Annotated in this window: 24 protein-coding genes and 1 pseudogene; 7 read left to right on the forward strand and 18 right to left on the reverse strand. The window is 63.3% G+C overall.

Features of this window, described 5'->3' with window-relative positions:
- Positions 1-73: 73 nt before the first annotated feature.
- Positions 74-1,306, forward strand: coding sequence for a proteasome-activating nucleotidase Pan2 (gene pan2 / locus C489_RS06595; RefSeq protein WP_006430401.1), 1,233 nt, complete (start codon positions 74-76; stop codon positions 1,304-1,306).
- A 58-nt stretch (positions 1,307-1,364) separates the two neighbouring features.
- Here pan2 and C489_RS06600 read toward each other — a convergent pair whose 3' ends face one another.
- Entirely contained in the window at positions 1,365-2,390 is a 1,026-nt protein-coding gene (locus C489_RS06600; protein ID WP_006430402.1) for an outer membrane protein assembly factor BamB family protein, read from the reverse strand.
- A 286-nt stretch (positions 2,391-2,676) separates the two neighbouring features.
- Here C489_RS06600 and C489_RS06605 point away from each other — a divergent pair, with 286 nt between their 5' ends.
- Complete coding sequence (locus C489_RS06605) at positions 2,677-3,162, forward strand: pyruvoyl-dependent arginine decarboxylase (RefSeq protein ID WP_006430403.1); 486 nt, start codon at positions 2,677-2,679, stop codon at positions 3,160-3,162.
- Between the two features lie 54 nt (positions 3,163-3,216).
- Positions 3,217-3,615: a DUF5811 family protein gene (locus C489_RS06610; RefSeq protein WP_006430404.1), complete on the forward strand. Its 399-nt coding sequence runs from the start codon at positions 3,217-3,219 to the stop codon at positions 3,613-3,615.
- Between the two features lie 122 nt (positions 3,616-3,737).
- Here the strand turns inward: C489_RS06610 and C489_RS06615 are convergent, their stop codons facing one another.
- The 3 genes from C489_RS06615 to C489_RS06625 all read right to left on the reverse strand — a co-directional run bounded on the left by C489_RS06615 (position 3,738) and on the right by C489_RS06625 (position 5,252).
- Complete coding sequence (locus tag C489_RS06615; protein WP_006430405.1) at positions 3,738-4,139, reverse strand: DUF6276 family protein; 402 nt, start codon at positions 4,137-4,139, stop codon at positions 3,738-3,740.
- Between the two features lie 56 nt (positions 4,140-4,195).
- Positions 4,196-4,942: a V-type ATP synthase subunit D gene (locus tag C489_RS06620; protein ID WP_006430406.1), complete on the reverse strand. Its 747-nt coding sequence runs from the start codon at positions 4,940-4,942 to the stop codon at positions 4,196-4,198.
- A gap of 106 nt (positions 4,943-5,048) precedes the next feature.
- Positions 5,049-5,252, reverse strand: a complete 204-nt coding sequence (locus tag C489_RS06625) for a zinc ribbon domain-containing protein (RefSeq protein ID WP_006430407.1) — start codon at positions 5,250-5,252, stop codon at positions 5,049-5,051.
- Between the two features lie 63 nt (positions 5,253-5,315).
- Here C489_RS06625 and C489_RS06630 point away from each other — a divergent pair, with 63 nt between their 5' ends.
- Complete coding sequence (locus C489_RS06630; protein WP_006430408.1) at positions 5,316-5,618, forward strand: hypothetical protein; 303 nt, start codon at positions 5,316-5,318, stop codon at positions 5,616-5,618.
- Between the two features lie 66 nt (positions 5,619-5,684).
- On the opposite strand, the pseudogene C489_RS22560 reads toward C489_RS06630, so the two are convergent.
- The 10 genes and pseudogenes from C489_RS22560 to ahaH all read right to left on the reverse strand — a co-directional run.
- Positions 5,685-5,786 (reverse strand): annotated as a pseudogene (locus C489_RS22560) (ATP-binding cassette domain-containing protein); the annotation flags it as partial.
- Between the two features lie 54 nt (positions 5,787-5,840).
- A complete protein-coding gene (locus C489_RS06635) occupies positions 5,841-7,502 on the reverse strand; it encodes a long-chain-fatty-acid--CoA ligase (RefSeq protein WP_006430409.1) in 1,662 nt (553 codons plus the stop codon).
- A gap of 327 nt (positions 7,503-7,829) precedes the next feature.
- Positions 7,830-9,245, reverse strand: a complete 1,416-nt coding sequence (locus C489_RS06640; protein WP_006430410.1) for an ATP synthase subunit B — start codon at positions 9,243-9,245, stop codon at positions 7,830-7,832.
- Positions 9,246-9,247: 2 nt separating this feature from the next.
- Complete coding sequence (locus C489_RS06645) at positions 9,248-11,011, reverse strand: ATP synthase subunit A (protein WP_006430411.1); 1,764 nt, start codon at positions 11,009-11,011, stop codon at positions 9,248-9,250.
- Positions 11,012-11,014: 3 nt separating this feature from the next.
- A complete protein-coding gene (locus C489_RS06650) occupies positions 11,015-11,347 on the reverse strand; it encodes a V-type ATP synthase subunit F (protein ID WP_006430412.1) in 333 nt (110 codons plus the stop codon).
- Positions 11,344-12,396, reverse strand: a complete 1,053-nt coding sequence (locus tag C489_RS06655; protein ID WP_006430413.1) for a V-type ATP synthase subunit C — start codon at positions 12,394-12,396, stop codon at positions 11,344-11,346. Before C489_RS06655 ends, C489_RS06650 begins: the two co-directional genes overlap by 4 nt.
- Positions 12,393-12,974: a V-type ATP synthase subunit E gene (locus C489_RS06660; RefSeq protein WP_006430414.1), complete on the reverse strand. Its 582-nt coding sequence runs from the start codon at positions 12,972-12,974 to the stop codon at positions 12,393-12,395. Before C489_RS06660 ends, C489_RS06655 begins: the two co-directional genes overlap by 4 nt.
- A gap of 24 nt (positions 12,975-12,998) precedes the next feature.
- Entirely contained in the window at positions 12,999-13,274 is a 276-nt protein-coding gene (locus C489_RS06665) for a hypothetical protein (protein ID WP_006430415.1), read from the reverse strand.
- A 226-nt stretch (positions 13,275-13,500) separates the two neighbouring features.
- Entirely contained in the window at positions 13,501-15,798 is a 2,298-nt protein-coding gene (locus C489_RS06670; protein WP_049890662.1) for a V-type ATP synthase subunit I, read from the reverse strand.
- Entirely contained in the window at positions 15,785-16,117 is a 333-nt protein-coding gene (gene ahaH, locus C489_RS06675) for an ATP synthase archaeal subunit H (RefSeq protein WP_006430417.1), read from the reverse strand. The genes C489_RS06670 and ahaH overlap by 14 nt, the downstream gene beginning before the upstream one ends.
- A gap of 157 nt (positions 16,118-16,274) precedes the next feature.
- Between ahaH and C489_RS06680 the strand changes: the two genes are divergently transcribed.
- Complete coding sequence (locus tag C489_RS06680) at positions 16,275-16,898, forward strand: methyltransferase domain-containing protein (RefSeq protein WP_006430418.1); 624 nt, start codon at positions 16,275-16,277, stop codon at positions 16,896-16,898.
- Positions 16,899-16,916: 18 nt separating this feature from the next.
- Here the strand turns inward: C489_RS06680 and C489_RS06685 are convergent, their stop codons facing one another.
- Together C489_RS06685 and C489_RS06690 are read right to left on the reverse strand one after the other, a co-directional pair.
- The gene (locus C489_RS06685; RefSeq protein ID WP_086009365.1) at positions 16,917-17,366 is read right to left on the reverse strand and encodes a type IV pilin; all 450 of its coding nucleotides are present in this window, start codon (positions 17,364-17,366) and stop codon (positions 16,917-16,919) included.
- Between the two features lie 161 nt (positions 17,367-17,527).
- Entirely contained in the window at positions 17,528-18,760 is a 1,233-nt protein-coding gene (locus C489_RS06690; protein WP_006430420.1) for a DUF7096 domain-containing protein, read from the reverse strand.
- 169 nt (positions 18,761-18,929) lie between these two features.
- Here C489_RS06690 and C489_RS06695 point away from each other — a divergent pair, with 169 nt between their 5' ends.
- The gene (locus C489_RS06695; protein WP_049890666.1) at positions 18,930-20,231 is read left to right on the forward strand and encodes a helix-turn-helix transcriptional regulator; all 1,302 of its coding nucleotides are present in this window, start codon (positions 18,930-18,932) and stop codon (positions 20,229-20,231) included.
- Between the two features lie 30 nt (positions 20,232-20,261).
- Here C489_RS06695 and C489_RS06700 read toward each other — a convergent pair whose 3' ends face one another.
- On the reverse strand, positions 20,262-21,002 hold the full coding sequence (locus C489_RS06700; protein WP_006430422.1) for a hypothetical protein: 741 nt from the start codon (positions 21,000-21,002) through the stop codon (positions 20,262-20,264).
- Between the two features lie 243 nt (positions 21,003-21,245).
- Entirely contained in the window at positions 21,246-22,241 is a 996-nt protein-coding gene (locus C489_RS06705) for a radical SAM protein (RefSeq protein WP_006430423.1), read from the reverse strand.
- Between the two features lie 143 nt (positions 22,242-22,384).
- Between C489_RS06705 and C489_RS06710 the strand changes: the two genes are divergently transcribed.
- The coding region (locus C489_RS06710; RefSeq protein WP_006430424.1) for a response regulator at positions 22,385-23,489 on the forward strand (1,105 nt) is incomplete at its 3' end.

The following is a 23,489-nucleotide window of genomic DNA, read 5'->3' on the forward strand; positions in this document are numbered from 1 at the left end:
GATATGCCCTCGAGAAATCCCTCCGGGACCCAAAGGCACATTTACTATCGAAATCCTATCGGCGTACATCAAGATGTCTCGAAGCCCGTCTATTCCCGACCGACCTCATCGCGATATCGACTCAGACCTCCCCGACGACGAGCGGCTCGAGGCGCTTCGGGGACACTACGAGGATCTGGTCGACGTCAACGACCAGCTCACCGACCAACTCGACGACGCCGAGGACCGTCGCGAGCGTCTCCGGGAGAAAGTCGACCGCGTCGAACGCGAAAACGAGACGCTGAAGAGTTCGTCGCTGTACATCGCCACCGTCGAGGACGTCCTCGACGACGACCAGGTCATCGTCAAACAGCACGGGAACAACCAGGAAGTGCTGACCGACGTCTCCTCGCGTATCGTCGACAGCGTCGAGCCCGGCGACCGCGTCGCGGTCAACGACTCCTTTGCGATCCAGTCGATTTTGGATACCGAGACCGACGCCCGGGCCCAGTCGATGGAGATCACGGAGAAACCCGAAGTCACCTACGCCGACATCGGCGGCATTGACGAGCAGGTCCGCGAGGTCCGCGAGGCCGTCGAGCAGCCGCTGATCGAGCCCGAACTCTTCAACGAGGTCGGCATCGACCCGCCGAGCGGCGTCCTGCTCTACGGCCCGCCGGGCACCGGCAAGACGATGCTCGCCAAGGCCGTCGCCAACGAAACCGACGCCACCTTCATCAAGATGGCCGGCTCCGAACTCGTCCGCAAGTTCATCGGCGAGGGCTCCCGGCTCGTCCGCGACCTCTTCGAGATGGCCCGCGAGCGCCAGCCCGCCATCATCTTCATCGACGAAATCGACGCCATCGCGACCCGCCGCACCGAGTCCAAGACCTCCGGCGACGCCGAGGTCCAGCGGACCATGATGCAACTCCTGAGCGAAATGGACGGCTTCGAAGCCCGCGGCGAGATCCGCATCATCGCCGCCACCAACCGCTTCGACATGCTCGACCGCGCTATCCTCCGCCCCGGCCGGTTCGACCGCCTGATCGAAGTCCCCGAACCCGACCGCGACGGCCGCGAACAGATCCTGCAGATCCACACCCGGAACATGAACGTCGCCGACGGCGTCGACTTCGGCGCACTCGCCGACGACACCGAAGGCTACTCCGGTGCCGAAATCGAGAGCCTCGCCACCGAAGCCGGCATGTTCGCCATCCGCAACGAGCGCAACGAAGTCGCCCATCAGGACTTCGCCGACGCTCTCGAGAAGATCGAAGAGGACGACTCGAGCGACGTGATCTCGTCGGCCGGTTACTTCTATCAGTAACGAAAGCCGGACCGAGTTTCCCGTCGAATCGAATTCTGCTCTGACTGTCGCCGTTCGCCTACTCCGTTTTCGAGACCGCGTGGACGGTGCCCTCGTTGTCGCCGACGTATACCGTGTCGTTGACGACCGCAGGTGACGATTGCATTCCACCCGCGGCATCCGCCTGCAACTTCTCGCGGTGCTCGCCCGTGTCGCGATCGACGGCGTGCAGTCCGTCGTCGGACCCGAAGTAGACGTGATCGCCGGCGATGACCGGAGCCGTCACGTACACGATCCCCTCGAGATCGTCCGCCCGCCACTGTTCTCGTCCCGAGTGCGGCTCGAACGCTCGAACCTCGCCCGTGTTCCACGTTCCGACAACCAGTAGGTCGTCGTTGACCGCCGGTGACGGGTACAGCATTCCCAGTTCGCCGGCTCCGCTGTTCCACTCCTCCCTCCCGGTTTCTCGATCGAGTGCGTGGACGATACCGCTCTGGGTCCCGACGTAGACGGTGCCGTCGCGAACGGTCGGCGCTGCGACGACGCCTCCGCTCGAGTCGAACCGCCAGCGCTCCGTGCCGTCGTCGGCGTCCAGCGCGAGCACACGGCTGTTCGTCGAGCCCGCGTAGACGGTTCCGTCGACGATTGCCGGCGGTCCGAAGAGTTCGCTACCGACGTCGACCGACCACTGCTCCTGCCCGGTCTCGGCCTCGAGTGCGATGAGCACCGCTCCCTCGTCGTCGCTGCCGACGAAGACGGTCCCGTCGGCACACGCGATCGAACGGGACCCGTGCGTGGTCGGGAACGCCCATTCCGTATCGCCCGTCTCTGCATCCAGCGCGAGTGCCGTCCACTCGCCGCGTCCGTTCAGGTACACGCGCTCGCCGTCGACTGCCGGCGCTGCGAGATGGTCTCTCCCGCCGGTCGAGCGCTTCCACAGCACCTCTCCGGTGTGTTCATCGAGGCAAGCGGTTTTCCCCGTACCCCTGTCGTGGACGTACACCCGTCCGTCGACGACGATCGGCGAAGACCGTATCTCGCTGCCGATCTCGACCGACCAGCGCCGATCCGACGAGAGCGAAACCGGGTCGGACTGCGGGCTCACACTCGTTCGTGCCAAGTCATATCCATCAGTGGGCCACTCGTCTGTCTGGACGAACGCCGGACCGGAGCTATCCGTCTTCGCGAATGACGTGCATCCGGCCGTTAGAATGGGGACCGTGCCCGCTATGTACGCCCTTCGTTTCATTAGAATTAGAAACGCAGTTAAGACGTATTAATCTGCTGAATGATACCGGTCGCTCACTATGACGGTCGCGTGGAGGGTTCGACACCACGCGTCGCTGTTGGCGAATCGCAACGCCTTACGCCGCTGGTCCCCCAGTTCGGATATGAGCACGATTCGAGTCGTCTGGGGCTCTGCGTCGGCACCCACGGCGATGGCTTCCTACGACGCCGCGCTCGCGGAGGCCGGCGTCGAGAACTACAACCTCGTCTCGGTTTCCTCCGTGATTCCGGCGGAGACCCAGGTCGAGGCCGTCGGCACCGCACCCGATCTCGGCCCCGCCGGCGAGCGCGTGACCGTCGTCGAGGCTCGAGCCACCACCGCCGAGCCCGGCCGCGTGAGCGCGGCGCTCGCGTGGGCGCAGTCCGTCGACGACGGGCCGGGCCTGTTCTACGAGACCGCTGGAGAGATGGACCGCGAAGACGTCGAACGCCGAGTTCGAGAGGGACTGGCCGCGGGACAGGACCTCCGCGACTGGGAGTTTGCCGACCCGCGGGCCGCCGTCGAGAGCCGGCAGACCGAGTCGGGAACGCATACGACGGCGGTCGTTCTCGCGGTCTACGGCGACAGCGAGCCGATCCTCTCGGATTGACCCAAAGCGAACCCTTTTGAACCGGCGGCACATTGATACGGGTACACACTTCTCATGAACGGAAATACGCCGTACGCAGGGCTACCGGGCGAGACTGGGGCTGGGCAGCGTGCAGCGGCGGACGTTCCTGACCTCTCGAGTGCGCAGAAACGACTGCTCCATCGCGACGTCTCGCGGATCGCCGCCCGAACCCGCGAGTTCCTCCCGAACGAGTACGTGGTCGACGCCGATATCTCGAGCGGCATGACCGGCCCGGAGGTCACCGTCGCCGTCCGACCGCCGGTGGGACACGCCGTCAGCGCCGGCTTCACGCCCGACCTCGAGGAGGCAGCGGCCGCCGAAGAGGTAATCACGGCGGACGAACGCGACGAAGTCGCCCGCGGACTGGCCGCAAGCGCGGCTCTCCAAGTCAAACAGGCCATCAGCAACAACGTGCGGCCGACTGGAAAGTAAGCCACTCACCGCCCATCGGTTGTCAATCGTCAGCCGTCGTGTCGGTCGCCGACGTTCCGTTCTCGATCGCCACGTCTCATCGGGTACGGATCTCGACCCGCCGTTTTATCGATCGCCGAAATTCAGTAGCGCAGTTGCTCGAGCTGGTGTCGCCGTCGCTCGAGGTCGACCGCCGGCTCGACCGACGGATCGGCACTGAGCCGGTCGAGTACCAGTAACGGATCGACGCCGGCTCGTTCGACCGCGTCGAGCAGCGATTCGATCGCCGCCCGGTTCATCGCCAGCGACGAGCAGAGACCGATCGTGAGTGCGAGGGGAATCGCTCGCTCGGGCTGTGTCGGGAACTGATCGCTGACGCGTGCAAAGTCCGGGTCGTCGGTGGGGGTCTCGTCGTCAGGAGCCGGCTCGAGGGTCAGACAGTGCGGACAGAACGACACGACAGCGGCTCCCGACGGCGTATCCGGGCGGTGTTCCTCCGGGACAGCAAACGAAATCGCGCTCGAGCCACACGCAGAACAGGCCATTAGAATCGAGTCGGGGAGAGCGGACGACTGAGGACGACGCGAGACAGTTGACGGCGTTACTGGTTGGCCGCGGGGGACTGTGCGGCGGTGTCCGGCTGTACGTCGTCGAGCTCGTCTTGTTTTGCTTCGGCAGCCTCGGCCTCGGCGGCCGCTTCGGCTTCCCGTTCGGCCTTCTCTTCGGCTTCCTTCTTTTCCTTGATCTTCTTTAGACGGAACGTCTCCTCGCGTTCCTGTTCCTCGAGTTTCTGCTCGATGTACTCCTGATTGTCGTACAGCTCCGGCAGGAGTTTGAACTCGAGAGCGTTGACGCGGCGCTTAGTGGTCTCGATCTCGCGGAGCATCTTCTTCATCGCCGTCTCGACCTCGGCGGCGAGGATGATGCTCTCGAGGAGGTCCTCGTAGGCCTCGGCGGCCTCGTCGATGCGGGCGGAGGTGCCCATGATCCCGTAGCCGCGCTGGTCGAGGCTCTTGGTGACCTTCGAGGACTCGATCTGCGGGACGACGACGCCCATGATGTTCTTGGACTCGGTGGTGATTTCGGGGTGTTCCTGCAGCGCCGATGCGGCACCGCGGACCGCGACGTCGCCCTCCATCGCCCGGGCCATGTTGATCTTCTTCTGGGCATCCTCGTAGTCGTCGGCGAGCTCGCCGCGGACATCCTGGGCCTTGTCCAGAATGTCCATGAACTCCATGATCAGCCCGTCGCGTTTCTTCTCGAGCGTGCCGTGTCCCCGCTCGGAAAGCTCGATGCGATCCTCGATCGCCATCAAGTTCTTGCGGGTGGGCTTGACGTCGTTGGCCATCTTGTGGGGGGCTAGCGCCCCCAGTCGGATAACTGTTTACAGTTTCTCCGCTCCGACGCGCCGGATTCCCGTGACTCCGCGGCGTCGGTTTCGTTTCCGACCGAGACTACCCGAGGAACAGATCGACCATGTTGCCCGACGACTGGCCCTTGTAGAGCTCCGAGTAGCCGCAGTTCGTACAGCTCACGACCATGAAACTCCGGTTTTGGATGTCGAACATCTTCGAGAGACCGCCTCCGGTGGTCGAAATTTCGTCGATCTCCGTCTCCGTGTGGTCGCACTTCGGACAGCCGCGATCGTCGTCTTTCATACTCGAACGGTTCCTGTCAATACACAAATTCTTTGTGTTTGGGCCCTCGAGTATGCGTCGACCATGTCCGTCGTCTTCGCTATCCTCTTGGTCGTCTCTCTCGTGATCCCACTGGTCCTCTGGCTGGCGATCAATCAGGAAACGTCGAATCCAACCGTTGTCGACCGTGAGGAGGCGGAACGAATTGCCAAAGCGCAGGGCGGCCGCGATCCGTCGCGGTCGGCCACGGACTCGCCATCGCGGGGTACCGACGACGACCGCACGGACACCAACTTGGACGACAACGGTCGATCCGACGAGGGAGACGACCGGACGGCGGGATTCGACTGGGACGAGCGCGACGAGTGGGGCAGTCGGCGCTCGTAACACTCTCTCGCTGCGATCTGTCCCGTTTCTCCGATCACTCTGACTCGAAGACGTGAACCCACCCCCGTCGAGCAGGGGACGTGAGTGTTCGATCGCGAGCGCACGCGCGAGGCCGACCCGCTGCTGTTGGCCGCCCGACAGCGACGTCGGCCGCCGGTCGGCGAGGTCGGTAGCCCAGCGTTTCGAAAGGGCCGGCGGTCAAGCGGCCGATACCCGACCTGTTCACCCCTGTCCGACCATCCGCTCTTCGTCCGCCCACTCTTCTTGTCTCAGTTCGTACTTCTGGACCTTTCCGGTCGCCGTCGTCGGTAGCTCCTCGACGAACTCGATCCGGCGAACGGTCTTGTAGCCCGCGAGGGTCTCGCGCGTAAAGGCCTCGAGGTCGCTCTCGGTCACGCCTGGATCGTCGGGGTCGCCGCTCGCGGGGACGACGTACGCCTTGGGTGTCTCACCCCACTCGTCGCTCGGCGCGGGAATCACCGCCACGTCCGCGACCGCATCGTGGTCGAACAGGGTGTCCTCGAGTTCGATGCTCGAGATGTTCTCGCCGCCGGAGATGATGATGTCTTTCTTGCGATCCTGAATGGCGATCATGCCGTTGTCGTCGATCGTTGCGAGGTCGCCCGTGTGGTAGTAGCCCTCGACGCGGTCGTTGAAGGCCGCCTCGGTCGCGTCGGGTTTCTCCCAGTACTTCTCCATGATCTGATTGCCGCGGACGACGACCTCACCGAGCGTTTCGTCGTCCCGCGGGATGTCGGTGCCGTCCTCGTCGACGACCCGAATTTCGGTTCCGAGGTAGGCCAGCCCCTGTCGCTTCTTGATTCGGAACCGGTCGTCGCTGCCGTCCTCGAAGTGGCGGCGGGCGTCGGAGGTCGTGATCAGCGGCCCCGTCTCGGTCGCGCCGTAGACGTGTTTCAGGTACCAGTCGAACTCGTCCTCGACGGTTCGGATGGTCGCTTCCGGCGGCGCGCTGCCGGCGGTCGCGAGCCGAACGTCCCGCTCGCCGGTCGTCTCTGGGTCGTGTTCTTGGTAATAGGTGACCAGCATGTTCAGCACCGTCGGCGCGCCGCACATGTAGGAGACGTCTTCGGATCGCACGGCCTCGAAAATCTCCGCGGCGTCGACCCCGCGCGTACAGACGTGTTTCGCGCCGATTCCGGTCACGGCGAAGATATGGCCCCAGCCGTTGGCGTGGAACATCGGGAGCGTCCACAGGTAGGTGTCGTCGTCGGTGATCTCCTGATGGCCGACCAGCAGGTAGGCGTGGATCGTCTCGCAGCGGTGGGTGCGACAGACGCCCTTCGGATCCCCCGTCGTCCCCGAGGTGTAGTTGATCGTGATGATCTCGTCCTCGCTCATCTCGGGGCGGTGGTAGTCGGTGCCCGCCTCCTTGAGCACAGCGTCGAACTCCTCCCACTCTACGTCGGACGAGTCCGACGAGGATCGCCCGGCTTCGCCGGCCTCACCCCCCTCGACGGCGTCGGCATCGTTCGTCACGAACGTCTCCGTCGGCACCTCATCGCGGATTTCCTCGATCTTCTCGGCGAAGTCGTAGTCGGCGTAGATCGCGTCCACGCCCGCATCCGAGAGGATGTACTCGAAGTCGTCGGGCGTGAGCCGGTAATTGAGCGGTGTGTGGATCGCGCCCGTCTGCATGATTCCGTAGGCCGCCTCGAGGTGGTAGTGGGTGTTCGGGTCGAGAACAGCGACGCGGTCGCCCTTCTCGATCCCCCGATCTTGGAGCGCCGCCGCGAACCGGTCGGCCCGCTCGCCGAGTTCGTCGTAGGTAAACCGTTCCCCCGTGGTGGCGACGACCGCCTCGTCGTCGCCGTAGTGCGTTCGCGCCCGGTCGAGGAACTCCGGCACGAGCAGTGGTTTGTGCATACATGCCACGCTTCGCTGACGGCCCATACCATAGTTTCCATCAGTTGCACGCAGTGACAGTTCGGCAATCGGTGACGACGACTGTGCCGTGACCGCTATCGAACGCCTCGATAGGGGGAATCGTTTCCTCGGAGTCATTCGTAGTTACTCGCCTTGCGGTGTCCGCTGAGAACGGGGGTATCGTCGGGCGGTTGCGGCCGCGACAGCCGGACTACGAATCCGACGACGCCGTACCGGACCAACGAACGCGGATATCCTACTAGAGCGAACTGCCGCTGGCCGATAATCGATCGAAGAAAAGCGCGCCGAACGAAGGCGTTTGTCGAGTTAGTCGTCGGCCGTGACTTCGGCGGCCTCGGTCTCGTCTTCGCGGTAGTGTTCCGCGATGAGTTCCTCGTCGATCCGGTTGAGTTCCGTCTTCGGCAGCGCCGACAGCAGGTCCCAGCCGAGCTCGAGCGTCTCGTCGATCGAGCGGTTGGTGTCGTACCCCTGCTGGACGAACTCAGACTCGAAGCGGTCGGCGAAGTCGAGGAACTTGTTGTCCCGCTCGGAGAGGGCTTCACGACCGACAATGTTCACGAGGTCGCGCAGGTCCTCACCTTCCGCGTAGGCGGCGTACATCTGATCGGAGACGTCGCCGTGGTCCTCGCGGGTCAGGCCCTCGCCGATCCCGTCGTCCATCAGCCGGGAGAGGCTGGGGAGGACGTTGACCGGCGGCTCGATCCCCTGGCTGTTGAGGTCCCGATCCATCATGATCTGGCCCTCGGTAATGTAGCCGGTCAGGTCCGGAATCGGGTGCGTGTCGTCGTCGCCGGGCATCGTCAGGATCGGGATCTGCGTGACCGACCCTTCCTTGCCTTCGATTCGACCGGCACGCTCGTAGAGCTGTGCCAGGTCGGTGTACATGTATCCGGGGTAGCCACGACGGCCCGGGACCTCCTCACGTGCGGCACCGATCTCTCGCAGTGCCTCACAGTAGTTGGTCATGTCGGTGAGGATAACCAGCACGTGGTAATCCTTCTCAAAGGCCAGATACTCGGCCGTGGTCAGCGCGAGTCGCGGCGTGACCTGCCGCTCGACCGCGGGGTCGTCCGCGAGGTTCATGAAGACGACCGACCGCTCGAGCGCGCCGGTGCGCTCGAAGTCGTCCATGAACTCGTTTGCCTCTTCGGCCGTGATTCCCATCGCGCCGAAGATGACTGCGAACTCCGAGCCCTCGCCCTCCTCGTCCTCTTCCGGCACTGTCGCCTGACGGGCGATCTGGAGTGCGAGTTCGTTGTGGGGCAGCCCCGAACCGGAGAAGATCGGTAGCTTCTGGCCCCGAACCAGCGTGTTCATGCCGTCGATAGCGGAGACGCCGGTCTGGATGAACTCCTCGGGATACTCCCGCGAGTACGGGTTGATCGCTTTGCCGACGATATCCTGTCGTTCGTCCGGGACGATCTCCGGGCCGCCGTCGATCGGGTTCCCGGAGCCGTCAAGCACCCGTCCGAGCAGATCCTCGGTGACGGGCATCTTCATCGTCTCGCCCAGGAAGCGAACGGAGGCGTTGCGGTCGATGCCGCCCGTGCCCTCGAACACCTGGATCGAGACGATGCCGTCGCTCGATTCCAGCACCTGGCCGCGCAGCGTCCGCCCGTCCTCGGTCTCGATCTCGACGATCTCGTCGTAACCGACCGGCTCGTCGACCTCGGCGAACACCAGCGGACCGCTGATTTCCGTGATAGTCTGGTACTCTTTCATTGTTAGTACAGTGCGCGCAGTTGGTCTGCGAGGTCGCTCTCGATCTCGTCGATGAATTCTCCCCACTCTTCTGCCGTGCCCATCCGGTTGAGCCGCGGTGCGGCGTCGACGTCCTGAATCTCCTCGACCGGGACGCCGGCCTCGAGTGCGTCGAATGCCTCGTCGTTGAACGTCTTGATCGCACCGAGCATTCGGTAGGTCTTGTCCGGTTCGCAGTAGGTGTCGACGTCGTGGAGCGCGTTCTGCTGGAGCCAGGCCTCACGGATGTAGCGTGCGACTTCCATCGTGAGCTGCTGGTCTTCCGGCAGGGCGTCCTTCCCGACGAGCTGAACGATCTCTTGGAGTTCGTCCTCCTCGTCGAGCACGTCGACGGCCCACTGGCGAGTCTCGGCCCAGTCGTCGGCGACGTTGTCCGCCCACCACGGGTCGAGCTGGTCCTTGTACAGCGAGTAGGACTCGTTCCAGTTGATCGAGGGGAAGTGCCGACGTTCCGCGAGGTCGGCGTCGAGTGCCCAGAACGTCTTGACGATACGCAGCGTGTTCTGGGTGACCGGCTCGGAGAAGTCGCCGCCCGGCGGCGACACCGCGCCGACGACCGAAATCGATCCTTCGCCGCCGTTGATCAGCTGGAACTTGCCGGCCCGCTCGTAGAACTCCGAGAGCGCAGCGGCCAGATACGCGGGGTAGCCCTCTTCGCCGGGCATCTCCTCGAGTCGGCTCGAGATCTCCCGCATGGCCTCTGCCCACCGCGAGGTCGAGTCGGCCATCAGTGCGACGTCGTAGCCCATGTCGCGGTAGTACTCCGCGATCGTGATGCCCGTGTAGATACAGGACTCACGGGCCGCGACGGGCATGTTCGACGTGTTGGCGATGAGGCAGGTCCGGGCCATCAGCGGGTTCCCGGTCTGTGGGTCCGGCAGTTCCGGGAAGTCCTCGATAACCTCGGTCATCTCGTTGCCGCGCTCGCCACAGCCGATGTAGACGACGATGTCCGCGTCGGACCACTTGGCGAGTTGCTGCTGGGTGACGGTCTTCCCGGAGCCAAAGGGCCCGGGAATCGCCGCCGTCCCGCCCTTCGCGAGCGGGAAGAGACCGTCCTGGACTCGCTGGCCCGTCACCAGCGGCTCGGTCGGCGTCTCCTTGTCACCGGCGGGACGGGCCTCTCGGACCGGCCACTCCTGGTGCATCTGGATCTCTTCGCCGCTGTCCAGTTCGGCGACCGTCTCCTCGACGGTAAAGTCGCCGTGCTCGATCGACGTGACTTCGCCGCCCTCGTAGTCCGGGGGCACCATGACCTTGTGGTCGATGGTGACGGTCTCTTCGACGACACCGACGGCGTCGCCGGGTTCGACCGTGTCGCCTTCCTCGACGGTGGGTTCGAACTCCCACTTCTTCTCGAGGTCGATCCCGGGGGCGTCGACCCCGCGGTCGAGGAACGCCGTCCCCATCTTGTCCTCGAGGACGTCGAGCGGGCGCTGGACGCCGTCGTATATGGAGTCCATCATGCCCGGTCCGAGGTCGACGCTCAGGGGCTCGCCCGTGTTCTGGACGGGTTCGCCCGGGCCGACGCCGGAGGTTTCCTCGTAGACCTGAATCGTGGTCAGGTTCCCTTCGATCTCGATGACCTCGCCCATCAGTCCTTCGTCGCCGACGTAGACGACGTCGTTCATCCGGGCGTCGAGGTCCGTGGCGGTCACGACGGGACCACTCACGCTTTCGATTACACCGTCTTCGTCGACGGATTCGATGTCTTCTGCCTGGCTCATAGTTTACTCTTGTTCGTCCTCGTCCATCAGGTCGATACCGATCGCGCGTTTGATCTGGTCGCGCAGTCCGCCGCCACCAGTGCCGCTGCCGATCGTGACGACGACCGGCTCGACGCTCGTCTCGACCTCTTGGCGGACCGACCGCGATAGGTGCTCGAGGTCGTCGTCGTGCATGACGACGATCCCGACGCCCTCGTCTTCGAGGGCCGCCGTCGCTGCGTCATCGAGGCGTTCGTCTTTCTCGTCGTCCGGGACGTTCTCGAACCGTCGCACTCCCGCAAGGCGGAAGCCGGTCGTAAACTCCGGACTGCCGACGACTGCGATTTCCTGGCTCATAGGATCACCAGCTCCTCTTCGATCTCGTTTTCGTCGAGTCCGACCTCGCGACCCCGCGCGATCGCGCGGATGTTCTCGACCTCGCGCTCTTTGGCGAGGATGAACGACAGAACGGGCGATATCGAGGTCGGGTAGACACTCGAGAGCGTATCCGCGTACTCGAGCAACGCAGCGTCTAGTGCGTGCTCGAACTGGATAAGGCTGTCAGCATCGCGCAGCCGATCCAGCGCCCCCGAGAGGCGGTCGCCGTAGCGTTTGTTCTCGGCGATGTGGTCGACGAGCGCGTCGTAATCGCCAACCAAGCGGTTCAGGTCCGACTCGTCGAACAACACGCCGCCATCGATGTAGTAGGCGGCGGGGTCAAGATCGGCCCCGCTCCGTGCGAGGCGCAACGCGTTCCGTGCGTTCAGGAAGTCGATCTCGGCCTCGAGGAACTCGACGTACTTCGCTTCCGGCCCCTCTCGGGGTCGGCCGAGGTCCTCGAGCAGGTTCTCGTAGAACGCGCGATCGAGCGCGTTCTCCAGAGGAACCAGCGCGCCGCTCTCTTCGAACTCCTCGTAGGCGTCTTCGAGCTGCTCGGCGAAGATCGTCCCCTCGAGGATCTCGATGACGTCCTCGATCGAGTCGACCTCGACCAGCCGGTCGATCGTGCCGTCGTCGAGTTCGCCCGCCCGAATGAGATCGGTGCTGATCTCCTCGGGGTCGGAATCCGTATAGATGCCGCGGATAATCGTCTTCAGGTTCCAGACGTCGAACTTCCGGAGGTACCGAACGACGCGGTCGTAGAGTTGCCCTTCGGACCACTCGAGGAGGTCGTCGAAGTGCTTTGCGAGGTTGCGGTTCAGCGCGTACTCGATCAGGTCGACGCCGGAAAACCGCGTTCCGAGCGCGTTGATCTCCCGTTCGTACTCCGTTTCCTCCATGAACCGCGCGATCTCGCTCGGCCCCATCCGGATCAGCTTGCGGTAGTCCTCGTCGGACAACATCGCCGCTCGACGCGAGCGGACGCGAGCGTTCACGTACTCCGGATTCGAGGCTCCCGTACTCATTGCTCGAAGAGTCGGTTACTGATCTCCTGAAGGTTGTCTTCCCAGACGTCCTCGAGCACCGAATCGAAGGTGTTGTTGACGCGGACGCGGGACGCCTCGCTCTCGACGACGACGCCGCCGAGACAGTCGTAGTCACCGGCGTATTCGTAGCCGTCGTAGTCGGCGAGAATCGATTCGATCAACTCCGCGTCGTCGGACCGACCGTAGACCGCGACGTCGTCGCCCTCGTCGAACTCGACCGTCGCCGCCTCGAGCAGGTCGCGGGTAAGCTCCTCGCGGGTGTCTCCCTCGAGGGCGGCGAGCTCGTCCTCGACTGCCTCGCGGACTTCCGTGAGGACGTCACGTCGTGCCTCCAGGCGCTGCTGTTTCGCCTCCAGTTTCGCACTGGAGAGTCGCTGTTCGCGCAACTGCTCGATCTCGCGGTCGACGTCGGCTTCGGCGTCGGCGACGATCTCGTCTGCGTCCTCCTGGGCGGCCGATTCGATCTCTTCGGCGCGCGTTTCGCCCTCAGCGCGGATGTCCTCCGCACGCGCGTGAGCCTCTTCTCGAATGTCCTCAACGACTGTATCCAAACTCATTGTAAGAAAGTTCGATGGGACGCTTTAGACGAAGAGCGCGACCAGTGCGAAGATCACGAGCGTCTCGGGCAGGACCGTCAGCAGAATCCCGATACCCGGCGAGATGGAGTCCTCGGCGAGCGCGCCGACGACCGACGCACCGATCGCTCGCTCTGCATACCCCGCACCGATGGCCGCCAGACCGATGCCCAGCGCCGCTGCCGCACCCTGCTCGATTGCGGGACCGCCGTTACCGGCAGCAGTACCGCCTTCCTGCAGCGCGACCGCGTTCTCTGCGAGACTGTTCAGCACGAGCGCCATTTCGGGTAGAGTTTCGATTGTCATTTGAGTTTTCCTCGTGGTTTTGCAACCGGACAGGTGGTACTACTCCCCAGCGTGTTCTTAAAACTTCCCAAACCAAACCGCCGATTTCCCCGTTATAACCCTCGATACTCGCCGTCCGGAGGTATTACACTTTCGATACTGGTGGGAAAATACGAGTCGAACTAGCACGGATTTCGGGTGCCAAGAGAGTGGGCGACGAGTATCAGTTCTCGTCGTCCGATCGAATCCCGAAGGGTTCGAACGTCCGCCCACCGCCCTCGTAGAACCGATTGAAGAACTCGACGTACTCGAGGCGGATCCCCTGCAGCCCGGCGCTCGTGATCCCGAGCAGCAGGACCACGATGTGACCGAGCACGAGGACGATCACGCCGAGGAGGGTCAGTCCGATCCCGCCGTGAAGCAGTCCGCCGAACATGACCTCGGTCACTTCGTGACCGTGGTATGTCCCCTGCTCGAGCATGTGCTGGGGCGCGTGGCTGGTACCGAAGTGCCACTCTGCGCCGTGATCGGTCTCGACGACGTACACCCCGAAGAACAGCATGTTGACGACGAACGCCATGCCTGCCTTCGCGAGGATGACTGCGGCGATCCGCAGGTACGAGAGTACGTCACCGAAGACGTTGAAGCTCTCGAGGCCGCCGATGATGATGCCGAGCGCACCGTAGTGCTGGACTTCGCCATAGATCATCGTCACGAGCCCGAACAGCGCGATCAGCAGCGGAACGCCAACTGTGAGACCGCCGAGCCCCGGGATGGCCTCGGGTAGCGAGAACACTTCCATAACCGGGAAGCCATTGAAGCCGATCGGATACGGACCGCCTTCGCTGAACGTTTCGAACAGGAAGTCCGGTTTCGAACTCGCTCCCTGACGACTGAAGATCCACATCCAGACGCCGATCATGAGCAGGGCCCACGAGCCGTTCTCGAAGTACGCGTCGGCCACGCCGTGATCGAGATCGTTGACAAATCCGAAGATGTACCCGACTGTGAGGTGAGCCAGTCCGATGAGGACACTCACGAGTAGCCACGTCTGGCCGTACTCTGCGTACACGGGTTGGAGTCCCTTGTGCAGCGGCGGACTGCCGCCGAAGACGATGTCTCCCAGGAAGTGCATCCCGAAGAATTCGCCGTACAGGACGCCGAACAGCATCGTGAACCCGCCGGCCCACATGCCGATCGCACCCAGACTGCGGATGATGTCCTCGTCGAATCGGCTGTACATGAGGAAGCCGGCGGCCGTGTAGATCATCCCGTAGCCGAGGTCACCCAGCATGAAGCCGTAGAACGCCGGGAACGTCAACAGCAAGACGACGGTCGGGTCGAGTTCGCTGTACTTCGGTCGATCGATCAGCCGAAGCAGGAACTCGAACGGTTTCGCGGGGCCGGTGTTGTCCTGGATAACCGGCGGTTCGTCGACCATCGTCACGACGTCGCCGCTGGCGGCGGTCGTGCCGCCGTCGGCGATCGCCTCTTGGGTCGCGACCTCGCGTTCTTCCTCTTCGGTCGTCTCCTCGGCACCGCCGGAGCCACCGTGGTCGACGTCTTCCGTCCGCGTCGGATACCCCTCGTCGTTGTAGTCGGCGCGGACGAGTTCTTCGACCTCGACGCTGTCGCCGACCGCATCGTTCAGTGTCGCGACGAGCCGGTCGTACTCCTCGGTCGGGAGCCAGCCCTCCGCGACGAACGCGTGGTCGGTCGTCGCGAACTGCAGCGGCGCTTCCGCCTGCTGAACCTCGATCGTCAGTTCCTCTTCGACGCGCAGGAGGAAACCGGCTTCTTCCCGCTTGATCTCCTCGAGTTCCCCGTCGATCTCGTCGAGTTGGGACTCGAGGTCGCGCTTTCGACTCTCGAGGTCCGTGACGTAGTCGTCGGGACTCTGGTCGGTGTCGGGCACCTCGTATCGGGTGAATTCGACGCCGACCAGCGCGTCGTCGATCGGACTCTCGTCGGCGCTCTCGGCGGGCGCGGCGACGATCGCCACGACGTTCCCGCCGGTAAATGTCTCGAACGCCCGAATGTCGTCCGAGGCGCTGACGGCCGCCTCGACCTCCTCGAGCGAGCCCTCACCGACGATGACATCGACCGTCTCGTACCCCGACAGCAGATCGAGATCGATGCCCAGCTCCGCGAACGGAGCCACGCGATCGATCTTTTCGTTGACCTGCCGCAGTTCGTCGTTGGTCTCCGCGCGACGGTCGTCGAGTTCGTTGATCCGCGTGCGGATCTCCTCGAGTCGCTGTTCCCAGCCGTCCTCGAGGGTCCCCGGCTCGGCCTCGTCGGCCGAGAGATCGAGGGTGCTCTCGAGGGCGCGGACGGTCACCAGCTTCTCGGAGGCGTTCTCGGCCCCCTCGATGGGGTCGCCGTTGTCGAACCCCTCCCAGGAACCGTCGTAGTCCGAGAGGTGGACCAAGCTCAGGTCGTGAACCGTCTCGATGACCGTGGGCATGACGCCCCGCGAGCCGGTCACCGAGACCTTACTCATCCGTTCAGGTCTGAGCATGGACGTCCTCCTGGAACAGTTCGACGACGTGAGCGGTCACTTCGTCGACCCGGTCTCGGGCGCGCTCGGCGAGTTCCTCGCGCTCCTGTTCACCTGCTTCGAGGACGCGCTCGCACTCCGCATCGATCTCTTCGCGAGCTTCCTCCAGACGGCGCTCCCTGATCTCTTGGGCCTCCTGTTCCGCTTCCGTGCGAATTTCCTCGGCGCGTTCCCGGGCCTCGGCTATTCGCTCGTCGCGGTCGTTTTCTGCCAATGCGACGATCTCGTCGGCCTCCTCTTCCGCCGACTTAATTCGTTCGAGAACCTCTGGCCTCGGCATATTCTAAGCAAGCGAACGTTTGCCAGAGCGCGTATATGGTAGTTGCGAAAGTGCCTCAGCGCGCCCCGCTCCGAACGGCCGGTAATAATCGATTACGCGCTCCGGTATTCCGCCCGGAACAGTAGACATATGCCGATTCGACCGAAACACGTCACTAATGGGAATTCTCGAGAACAAGGCCCGTGCTCGACTGTTCTATAAGTACCTCTCACGGGTCTACGATCAGGTGAACCCCTTCATCTGGACCGAGGACATGCGAACCGAGGCCCTCTCCCTCCTCGATTTCGAGGACGACACCACCGTCCTCGACGTCGGCTGCGGGACCGGGTTCGCGACCGACGGGCTCCTCGAGCGCGTCGACGAGGTGTACGCCCTCGACCAGAGCGAACACCAACTCGAGCAGGCCTACGACAAGTTCGGGAAACAAGCCCCGCCGGTCCACTTCCACCGCGGCGACGCCGAGCGCCTCCCGTTCGCGACGGACACGTTCGATGTCGTCTGGTCGTCGGGCTCGATCGAGTACTGGCCAAACCCCATCCTCGCCCTTCGGGAGTTTCGCCGCGTCCTCAAACCCGGCGGGCAGGTCCTCGTTGTCGGCCCGAACTACCCCGACAACGTCGTCAGCCAACTGCTCGCCGACTCGATCATGCTCTTCTACGACGAGTACGAGGCCGACCGGATGTTCAAAACCGCCGGCTTCGAAGACGTCAAGCACGCCTTCATGGGGCCGTCGTACGACCCCGAGGTCGCGATCACGACCATCGGCCGCGCGCCCGAATAGGTCATCACGCACCGACTCTCAGGCTGCAGTCGTCTCGAGCGTTGCCATCCGCCGACCGTCGACCGCGAGCGTAACGGTAACCGAATTACCCGTTTCGAGCGATGGGGAGTTCGTCTCGGCGACCGTCAGGCCCGCCTGTTCCCCGACGGTCCACTCCGAATCCGCTCTCGAATTGAACGGGCCCGCCGGCGCTCCGTCGAAGCCGCTCGCACCGGCGAACGGGACTGGCGGCTGCGCGGCTAGCTCCGTCCCGTTTACCGCAACTGTCACCGACAATGCCTCGACGTCGACCGCGTCGCCGGCGACGTGTTCGATCGAAATCGACGACTGATCGCCGTCTGCTGAGAGGTCAAAGGTTGCGGTCGGCCCGGGCGACTCGAGCGACAACGCGCCGACGCCGACCGCGATACCGGCTGCCAGACAGACGGTGAGGGCGACGAGGAGGAGCACGCCAACCACCGGACTCACGGCGCGCGCACCGCTTTCTCCCGAAAGCCGCCCATCTTCGCCGTTCTGCGTTACGCACACGGCATGCTTTGGGCTCTCTTTCCCGTATAAATTCCAGTCCGTAGTCGTCGGGAACTCACAATCGGATCGAATCTCTGCGAATTCGATTTCCCCGCTCTCGCTCAGAAGTTGTCCGTTATCGTTGCGTTGACGCTTCCGCTTTCGGTTTCCGCGGTGATGTCGTATCGACCGATCGGCTGTACGATCCACAGGCTTCCGTCCTCGCCGGTTTCGCCGAGTTCGACGCCGTCAGCCGTGATAGTCGCTTGTGCGGGGTCACCGGTTTCCGGATCGGTCACGGTTATCTCCACCGGCCCATTTGCTGGGGTCTCAGTAATCGTCATGTTGATGCCGTCTCGAGACCACGTCTTGACGTCCGTCTGTGGAAGAGACGACGCGGATAGCTGTTGTACTTCGCGGTAGACATCACCCGTTCGGCTGTCGAAGTAGAAATCGAGCCGACCGTGGTCGTGTCCCATTTCGACCCAGTAATAGCCGGGACTGTTATCCTGGAAGTGCGGACCGGAGCCGAACTCGCTTGCCCACGGATAGAGGGTGGAGATGTGATTGTAGGCCTCTCCGTTTTCGAACCGCTCCGATCCCGTTTCGTCGCGGTTGTCGAACCGACTCGTTTCGACGATATATTGATTACCGGCCATTATCGCGACGCTGTATCCGTTCTGTGATGTCGAGACGACGATATCGTGACGGACATCGCCGGTCGGCCGTTCGGATAGTTGTGCGAGAGTGGATCGGAGCGGGGTTCGGTGATAGTTGAGGGTCTTCTGGTCGGCACGCGTCTGGCTCGCCGAGAGCGAGTATCCTGGGACCCGATCCGCGCGATTGTCCAGTTCTTCGATGCTCTCGGAGAGCATTGCCGCTTCGTTGTGATTTCGTAACAGCGTTTGGAGGAACTCTGTTGACGAACGCTCGCCGGCGGCATACGCTGCTGCTGCTTCGCGTTCGCGTTGCTCGAGTTCAGCCATCCGTTGCCTGAGTCGCTCGTAACCCGCCTGAATCATCGCCTCTCGTTCCTCGACCGTCGCACTGTCGAACTCGCTATCGACGATGGTATACTGGTCGTGGTCGACTCGAAGCTGGTCGTCCGCACTCGCAAGCGCCATGCCGAGATTCGGTCCGTACTCGGTGTACTCGCTTCTGACCTCGCCGCTAAGTCCGAGTCTGTTGGTCGTATTGTCGACTGCGACCGGCGTCGATTGGGAGGACGATACTTGCAACTGAAGGTTCTCAGCATCGCCGTTAATTTCGCCCTCGGGTTCTGCCGCCACGATCGTCATCGCGGGAAGGGAGACGACGAGAAGGAACGCGAGGAAAGCGGGGATCGCGTTGTTCATCGTCACACCGTATGGGCTCTTGATACAAAAACTGGTCGTCTCCAAACGAAGACTCGAGACCCCGTTTCACGAAGCTCTCACGGGCTACGAGACGGTTTACAGCCCTCGGTAACGTTTTATTTTCCGATGGAAAGTGTTTTTTCCCCCGGGAAACCACCCGTTGGTACGCATGCGGATGTCCACCGCCGCCACACTCGCCCTCACGGTCCTCCTCGCGACAACCACGCTGGGGGCAGTAGCCGCCACGCCGACGGCACAGCCTTCGGCGAGCGCCGACCGATCTTCACCGACCTCCCCAGCACTCCACTCTCAAGCCCTCTTGTCCACGTCGACTACTCCCCCGCCGCTTGACCGCCCGGACACGTGGCAGGTCATCAGAATTCGGGTGACGGATTCCGGTGACGCGGAGTGGACGATCGAGAGTCGATTTCGAATAACGAACGAAACCGAAGCCGAAACGTTCACCGAGTACGCCAATACGGTCGTCTCGGATCAGCGCGACCTCGAGTACGACTCCGGTTTCAGCCCCGCCTTGTTCACGCGCTACGTGGATCGCTCAGCCGAGTCGACCGGTCGTGAGATGGCCGTCGAGAACGCGGGGTGGGACGACCCTCGCATAGAGGACCTCGAGACCGACGCCGCACAAGCATCGGACGGAGAAACCGAACGGGTCGGAGTGCTTTCGTACTCGTTTACGTGGACGAACTTCGGCATCGTCGACGGCGATCGGATTCACGTCGACGACACCTTCCAAACGTCTGACGGCCTCTTGTTACCGACGCTGAGCACCGGTCAGCGCCTCGTCATCGAGCCGCCGTCTAACTACGGGTTCGTCAATGCACCGACGGGAACGCAAAACGGTGCGCTCGTCTGGGACGGCCCCCACGAGTTCGAGACGGACAACCTCCAGATCACGATTCTCCAGGGTGTCGGTTCGAACTCCTCGATCTTTGCTGGAGGGGGATGGCTGATCGCTGCCGTTCTCGCCCTCGTACTCGTCATCAGTGGTGCTGTGTATCTCCTCACGCAACGCGATCTCGACATTCCGGTCTCGACCGACCGGCTTTCGTCGCTCGAGTTCGCGACGATACTCGAGCGCGGGACTGCTGAGGACGACCGCAGGTCCGCTCGCGTCGACGGAAACGGCGGCACTGAAGCGGCCGCTCCCCAGTCAACCGAGCCGCCAGCGTCCGACAACGCCGACTCGGGTACCCGCCTCGAGTTCGAGGAACCCGACGACGACGATATCGATCCCGAACTGCTGAGCGACGAGGAACGTGTCTTGCGCCTGCTCAAGCAAAACGGCGGGCGGATGAAACAGGCCTCGATCGTCTCGGAGACCGGCTGGTCGAACGCCAAGGTGTCACAACTGCTCTCGAAGATGGACGACGACGACGAGATCGCGAAGCTCCGGATCGGACGGGAGAACCTCATCACGCTGCCGGGCGTCGATCCGACCGAACTCGATTGATCGGCTCGGCTCGACGGCGACCGGTGGCGCTCAGGTCTCGCTCGAGTCCGATTCCGAGTCGGTAGCGGTCGTGTTCGAGTCGTCAGCGCCCGCATCGGGGTTGTACTGGATATCCGTTCCGACGGAGTCGTAGATATCGTCCCAGTCTGTGTCCTCGTCCATGAGGAAGACCTCGACGGTCAGCGAGCCCTCGCCGAACCCCTCGATGCCGTCGGGTCGAACGTCGATATGATACGTCCCGTTCTCGTCCATGCGAACCTCTCCCGTGCGCTCGATCAGCTTCTGTTCGTCCTCGTTGATCTTGACGAAGAAGTACGGCTCGCCGACCACGTCTCCATGCTCCGGCGGGTCGACGTTCTCCATACTGGTGTTGGCGGTGACTTCGAGGTTGAAGTTCGAGTAGCCGTCGCCGCTCTCCGCGGGTTGCGTGTCGACGAATTCGACGGAGTCGATCCGATCCTCGCGCTTGTCCTCGAGCGGGCGATTCGGTTCTTCGGGCGGGGACCACGTCGCGTCCGCGGTCCCGTCCGCATTTGCGGTGTCGTTTCCGTCGGCCGTTCCCGCGTTCCCATCGGTACCGTTCGGATCAGCGCCGTCGTCGGTGTCGGTCGTCGTGCTGTTGGATCCGTTCGCGCCCGTTTCGCTATCGGTCAACGGTTCCGTCTCGTTCGCGTCCGACGGCCCGTTAGCTTGTGAGCCCCCGTGGGCGCTACAGCCGGAGAAGACGACGAGTAATGCGACTGCGACGACAGCGATGGTTCGGGATTGCATCGTACCCGGTCGTACTGGGACAGTGGCCATTATTACAGTCCAGATAAGCAGCTCCGACCCGTTTGACGGGAAACGGCATGGAAACCGCTCGAGACGCCCGATACCCCGAACTTTCACACCGTAGAACGATTCTTATCGTGTCCGAAAACGATGTCAGCGACCGTTTTTCGGCTCGAGGTCGCTCTATTCTTCATCACGCGAGATACCGACAAAAAGCTCTCGTTTGGTCCACTTTCGCGGGACTCAGGCCAGTGGCGTCCGCTCGACGACCTGCCCATCGTACGTCGGATACTGCTCGACGATTTCGCCGTCCTCGAGGTCCCCCTCCTCGATCATCTCCTCTAAGAGCCACCACGCGACTTCGACGTGGTCGGTTTTGACGGTGTAGAACTCCTCGGGGACGCCAAGCGACTCGAGGCGGTCGGGGTTGGTATAGGTCTTCCCGTAGACGAGGGTCCCGTCGTCGGTGACGTCGTCGAACTCGCGGCGGACGTTGCGGGCCATCCGCTTGAGACGGCGGCGGTGCTGGGCCGCGTCCTTGAAGACGGAGGTACAGAAGTAGACCTTCTCGTGGTCGCCCATCTCCTCGAGGATGTCCTCGCGGGAGCCGTCGACGGCGCTCATGTGGTCCTCTTTGAGTTCGAAGCCCTGTTCCTGCATCCGGCGGTAGTTCCCGTCGGACATCTCGAACTCGTTGATGTTACAAAACTCGGCTGCGCCCTCGTCCAGGAACTCGAGGAACTCTTCTTCGGCGCGGATGCCGGGAATTTCGAACGCGGGAGTGAGGCCTTCGTCGCGGGCGATGTGGAGGATTTCTTCCCACTCGGTGCCGTGGAGGTCGCCCCACTGTTCGTACGGCGGGTGGAAGCGAATCTCGTCGAGACCGGCCTCCGAGAGGCGGCGCATGTTCTCGCGGCCCCCGGGAATACCGGTGTAGAGGTGGGTGTGGTGGTCCTCACCGAACTCGTCTTTGAGGAGTTCGAGGTAGTGACAGGTCCGGCCGAGCGCCTCTTGGGGTTCGCCGCCGGTGATCGACGTGCCGAGCGCGTCCATCCGGTTGGCCTCGATCAGGACATCCTCGTCGCTCTCGACGAGTCGTTCGTTGGCGTAGACGTCGGTGACGTTCTTGCGGTTCTCACCGAGCGGGCAGTAAAAGCAGTCGCGCTGGTCGCAGTAACCGTAGACGAACAGCACCATCTTGCCGCCCTTCGCGCACTGCTCACAGCCCTTCGAGATCATTCGAGGGTACATACCCACCCGAGCCTCAAAAGCCGTGCGAATCCACAGCGGCACTGTGCCCCGTTGCCCGGTCACATGGATTCGCCCGATTCGAGTGGCGGCCACATATTATTAGGCGGTTCGCCCGTACTGTCATTCATCCGATGTCCGGCGGGATCCACGTTCTCTGTGTCGACGACGACCCCGATAGCCGTCCGCGGACGGTGGCCGTTCTCGACCAACACCACGACGCGATCGACGTGACGACTGCGAGGAGTGGCCGCGAGGGGCTGGCGGTCTTCGACGGCGAGCGCAGTGTCGAGCCCGATCGGACCGTCGATTGTGTCGTCAGCGGCTACGAGCTTCCCGATATGAACGGCCTCGAGTTGCTCGCGGCGGTGCGAGAACGCGATCCGACCGTCCCGTTCATCCTCTTTCCGAGCAACGGGTCCGAGGCGATCGCAAGCGAGGCGATTTCGGCCGGCGTCACCGACTACATCCCGACGGAGTCCGCAACGGAACAGGACGCCGTACTGGCGGATCGAATCGAAGCGGCCGTCGAGAAATGCCGTGCCGATCCGGCTCGACGCAGGAGCGAACGCGCACTCGAGCAGTACGAGCGGCTCGTCGAACTCGCACCGACTGCGCTCTTCGTGCTCGATGCGGACGCGACGATCGGCTGGTCGAACGAGGAGTTCGCCGACGCGTTCACGGAGGACGAGGACGACCTGATCGGACTGCGGTTTCCGAAACTCGTCGAACGGGGGTACTACGACGAGCGCGTGACGACCAAGTACACCGAGGAAGTCCGCGGATTGCTTTCCTCGTCGGTCGACCGCGAGCGGGCGAAATATCAGGTGCGATTTCACGCGCCGGACGGCGAGGAGCGGATCCACGACGTCCACACCAGACTCCTCCCGCTCGAGGACGGGGCGTTCACCGGAACGATACACGCGATCCGCGATATCACTCGCCGGCGTCGCTACCGGCGCGAACTCGAGCGCCAGAACGAGCGGTTAGCGGAGTTCACCAGCCTCGTCAGCCACGACCTGCGGAACCCGTTGAACGTCGCACAGGGGACCCTCGACCTGCTCGCGGAGGAGTTCGAGAGTCCCCATTTCGACGAACTGCAGTGGTCGCTCGCGCGGATGGAGGAACTCATCGACGGACTCCTCCAATTGGCACGGCAGGGGAAGACGATCGGCGACGAAACGTGGCTCTCGCTCGCCTCGGCGGCCCGCAAAGCGTGGTCGACCGTCGATAACGGCG

Source organism: Natrinema versiforme JCM 10478, from assembly GCF_000337195.1.
Taxonomy (GTDB): domain Archaea; phylum Halobacteriota; class Halobacteria; order Halobacteriales; family Natrialbaceae; genus Natrinema; species Natrinema versiforme.

What these genes read in the sequence shown, in the direction of transcription:
- C489_RS06650 (WP_006430412.1), bottom strand. Translation starts at nt 11,347, where the DNA reads ATGAGCCAGGAAATCGCAGTCGTCGGCAGTCCGGAGTTTACGACCGGC.
- C489_RS06670 (WP_049890662.1), bottom strand. Translation starts at nt 15,798, where the DNA reads ATGCTCAGACCTGAACGGATGAGTAAGGTCTCGGTGACCGGCTCGCGG.
- C489_RS06665 (WP_006430415.1), bottom strand. Translation starts at nt 13,274, where the DNA reads ATGGCGCTCGTGCTGAACAGTCTCGCAGAGAACGCGGTCGCGCTGCAG.
- C489_RS06655 (WP_006430413.1), bottom strand. Translation starts at nt 12,396, where the DNA reads ATGAGTACGGGAGCCTCGAATCCGGAGTACGTGAACGCTCGCGTCCGC.
- C489_RS06700 (WP_006430422.1), bottom strand. Translation starts at nt 21,002, where the DNA reads ATGCAATCCCGAACCATCGCTGTCGTCGCAGTCGCATTACTCGTCGTC.
- C489_RS06630 (WP_006430408.1), top strand. Translation starts at nt 5,316, where the DNA reads ATGTCCGTCGTCTTCGCTATCCTCTTGGTCGTCTCTCTCGTGATCCCA.
- C489_RS06695 (WP_049890666.1), top strand. Translation starts at nt 18,930, where the DNA reads ATGCGGATGTCCACCGCCGCCACACTCGCCCTCACGGTCCTCCTCGCG.
- C489_RS06610 (WP_006430404.1), top strand. Translation starts at nt 3,217, where the DNA reads ATGAACGGAAATACGCCGTACGCAGGGCTACCGGGCGAGACTGGGGCT.
- ahaH (WP_006430417.1), bottom strand. Translation starts at nt 16,117, where the DNA reads ATGCCGAGGCCAGAGGTTCTCGAACGAATTAAGTCGGCGGAAGAGGAG.
- C489_RS06705 (WP_006430423.1), bottom strand. Translation starts at nt 22,241, where the DNA reads ATGATCTCGAAGGGCTGTGAGCAGTGCGCGAAGGGCGGCAAGATGGTG.
- C489_RS06645 (WP_006430411.1), bottom strand. Translation starts at nt 11,011, where the DNA reads ATGAGCCAGGCAGAAGACATCGAATCCGTCGACGAAGACGGTGTAATC.
- C489_RS06615 (WP_006430405.1), bottom strand. Translation starts at nt 4,139, where the DNA reads ATGGCCTGTTCTGCGTGTGGCTCGAGCGCGATTTCGTTTGCTGTCCCG.
- C489_RS06605 (WP_006430403.1), top strand. Translation starts at nt 2,677, where the DNA reads ATGAGCACGATTCGAGTCGTCTGGGGCTCTGCGTCGGCACCCACGGCG.
- C489_RS06690 (WP_006430420.1), bottom strand. Translation starts at nt 18,760, where the DNA reads ATGAACAACGCGATCCCCGCTTTCCTCGCGTTCCTTCTCGTCGTCTCC.
- C489_RS06625 (WP_006430407.1), bottom strand. Translation starts at nt 5,252, where the DNA reads ATGAAAGACGACGATCGCGGCTGTCCGAAGTGCGACCACACGGAGACG.
- C489_RS06660 (WP_006430414.1), bottom strand. Translation starts at nt 12,974, where the DNA reads ATGAGTTTGGATACAGTCGTTGAGGACATTCGAGAAGAGGCTCACGCG.
- C489_RS06620 (WP_006430406.1), bottom strand. Translation starts at nt 4,942, where the DNA reads ATGGCCAACGACGTCAAGCCCACCCGCAAGAACTTGATGGCGATCGAG.
- pan2 (WP_006430401.1), top strand. Translation starts at nt 74, where the DNA reads ATGTCTCGAAGCCCGTCTATTCCCGACCGACCTCATCGCGATATCGAC.
- C489_RS06640 (WP_006430410.1), bottom strand. Translation starts at nt 9,245, where the DNA reads ATGAAAGAGTACCAGACTATCACGGAAATCAGCGGTCCGCTGGTGTTC.
- C489_RS06680 (WP_006430418.1), top strand. Translation starts at nt 16,275, where the DNA reads ATGGGAATTCTCGAGAACAAGGCCCGTGCTCGACTGTTCTATAAGTAC.
- C489_RS06635 (WP_006430409.1), bottom strand. Translation starts at nt 7,502, where the DNA reads ATGCACAAACCACTGCTCGTGCCGGAGTTCCTCGACCGGGCGCGAACG.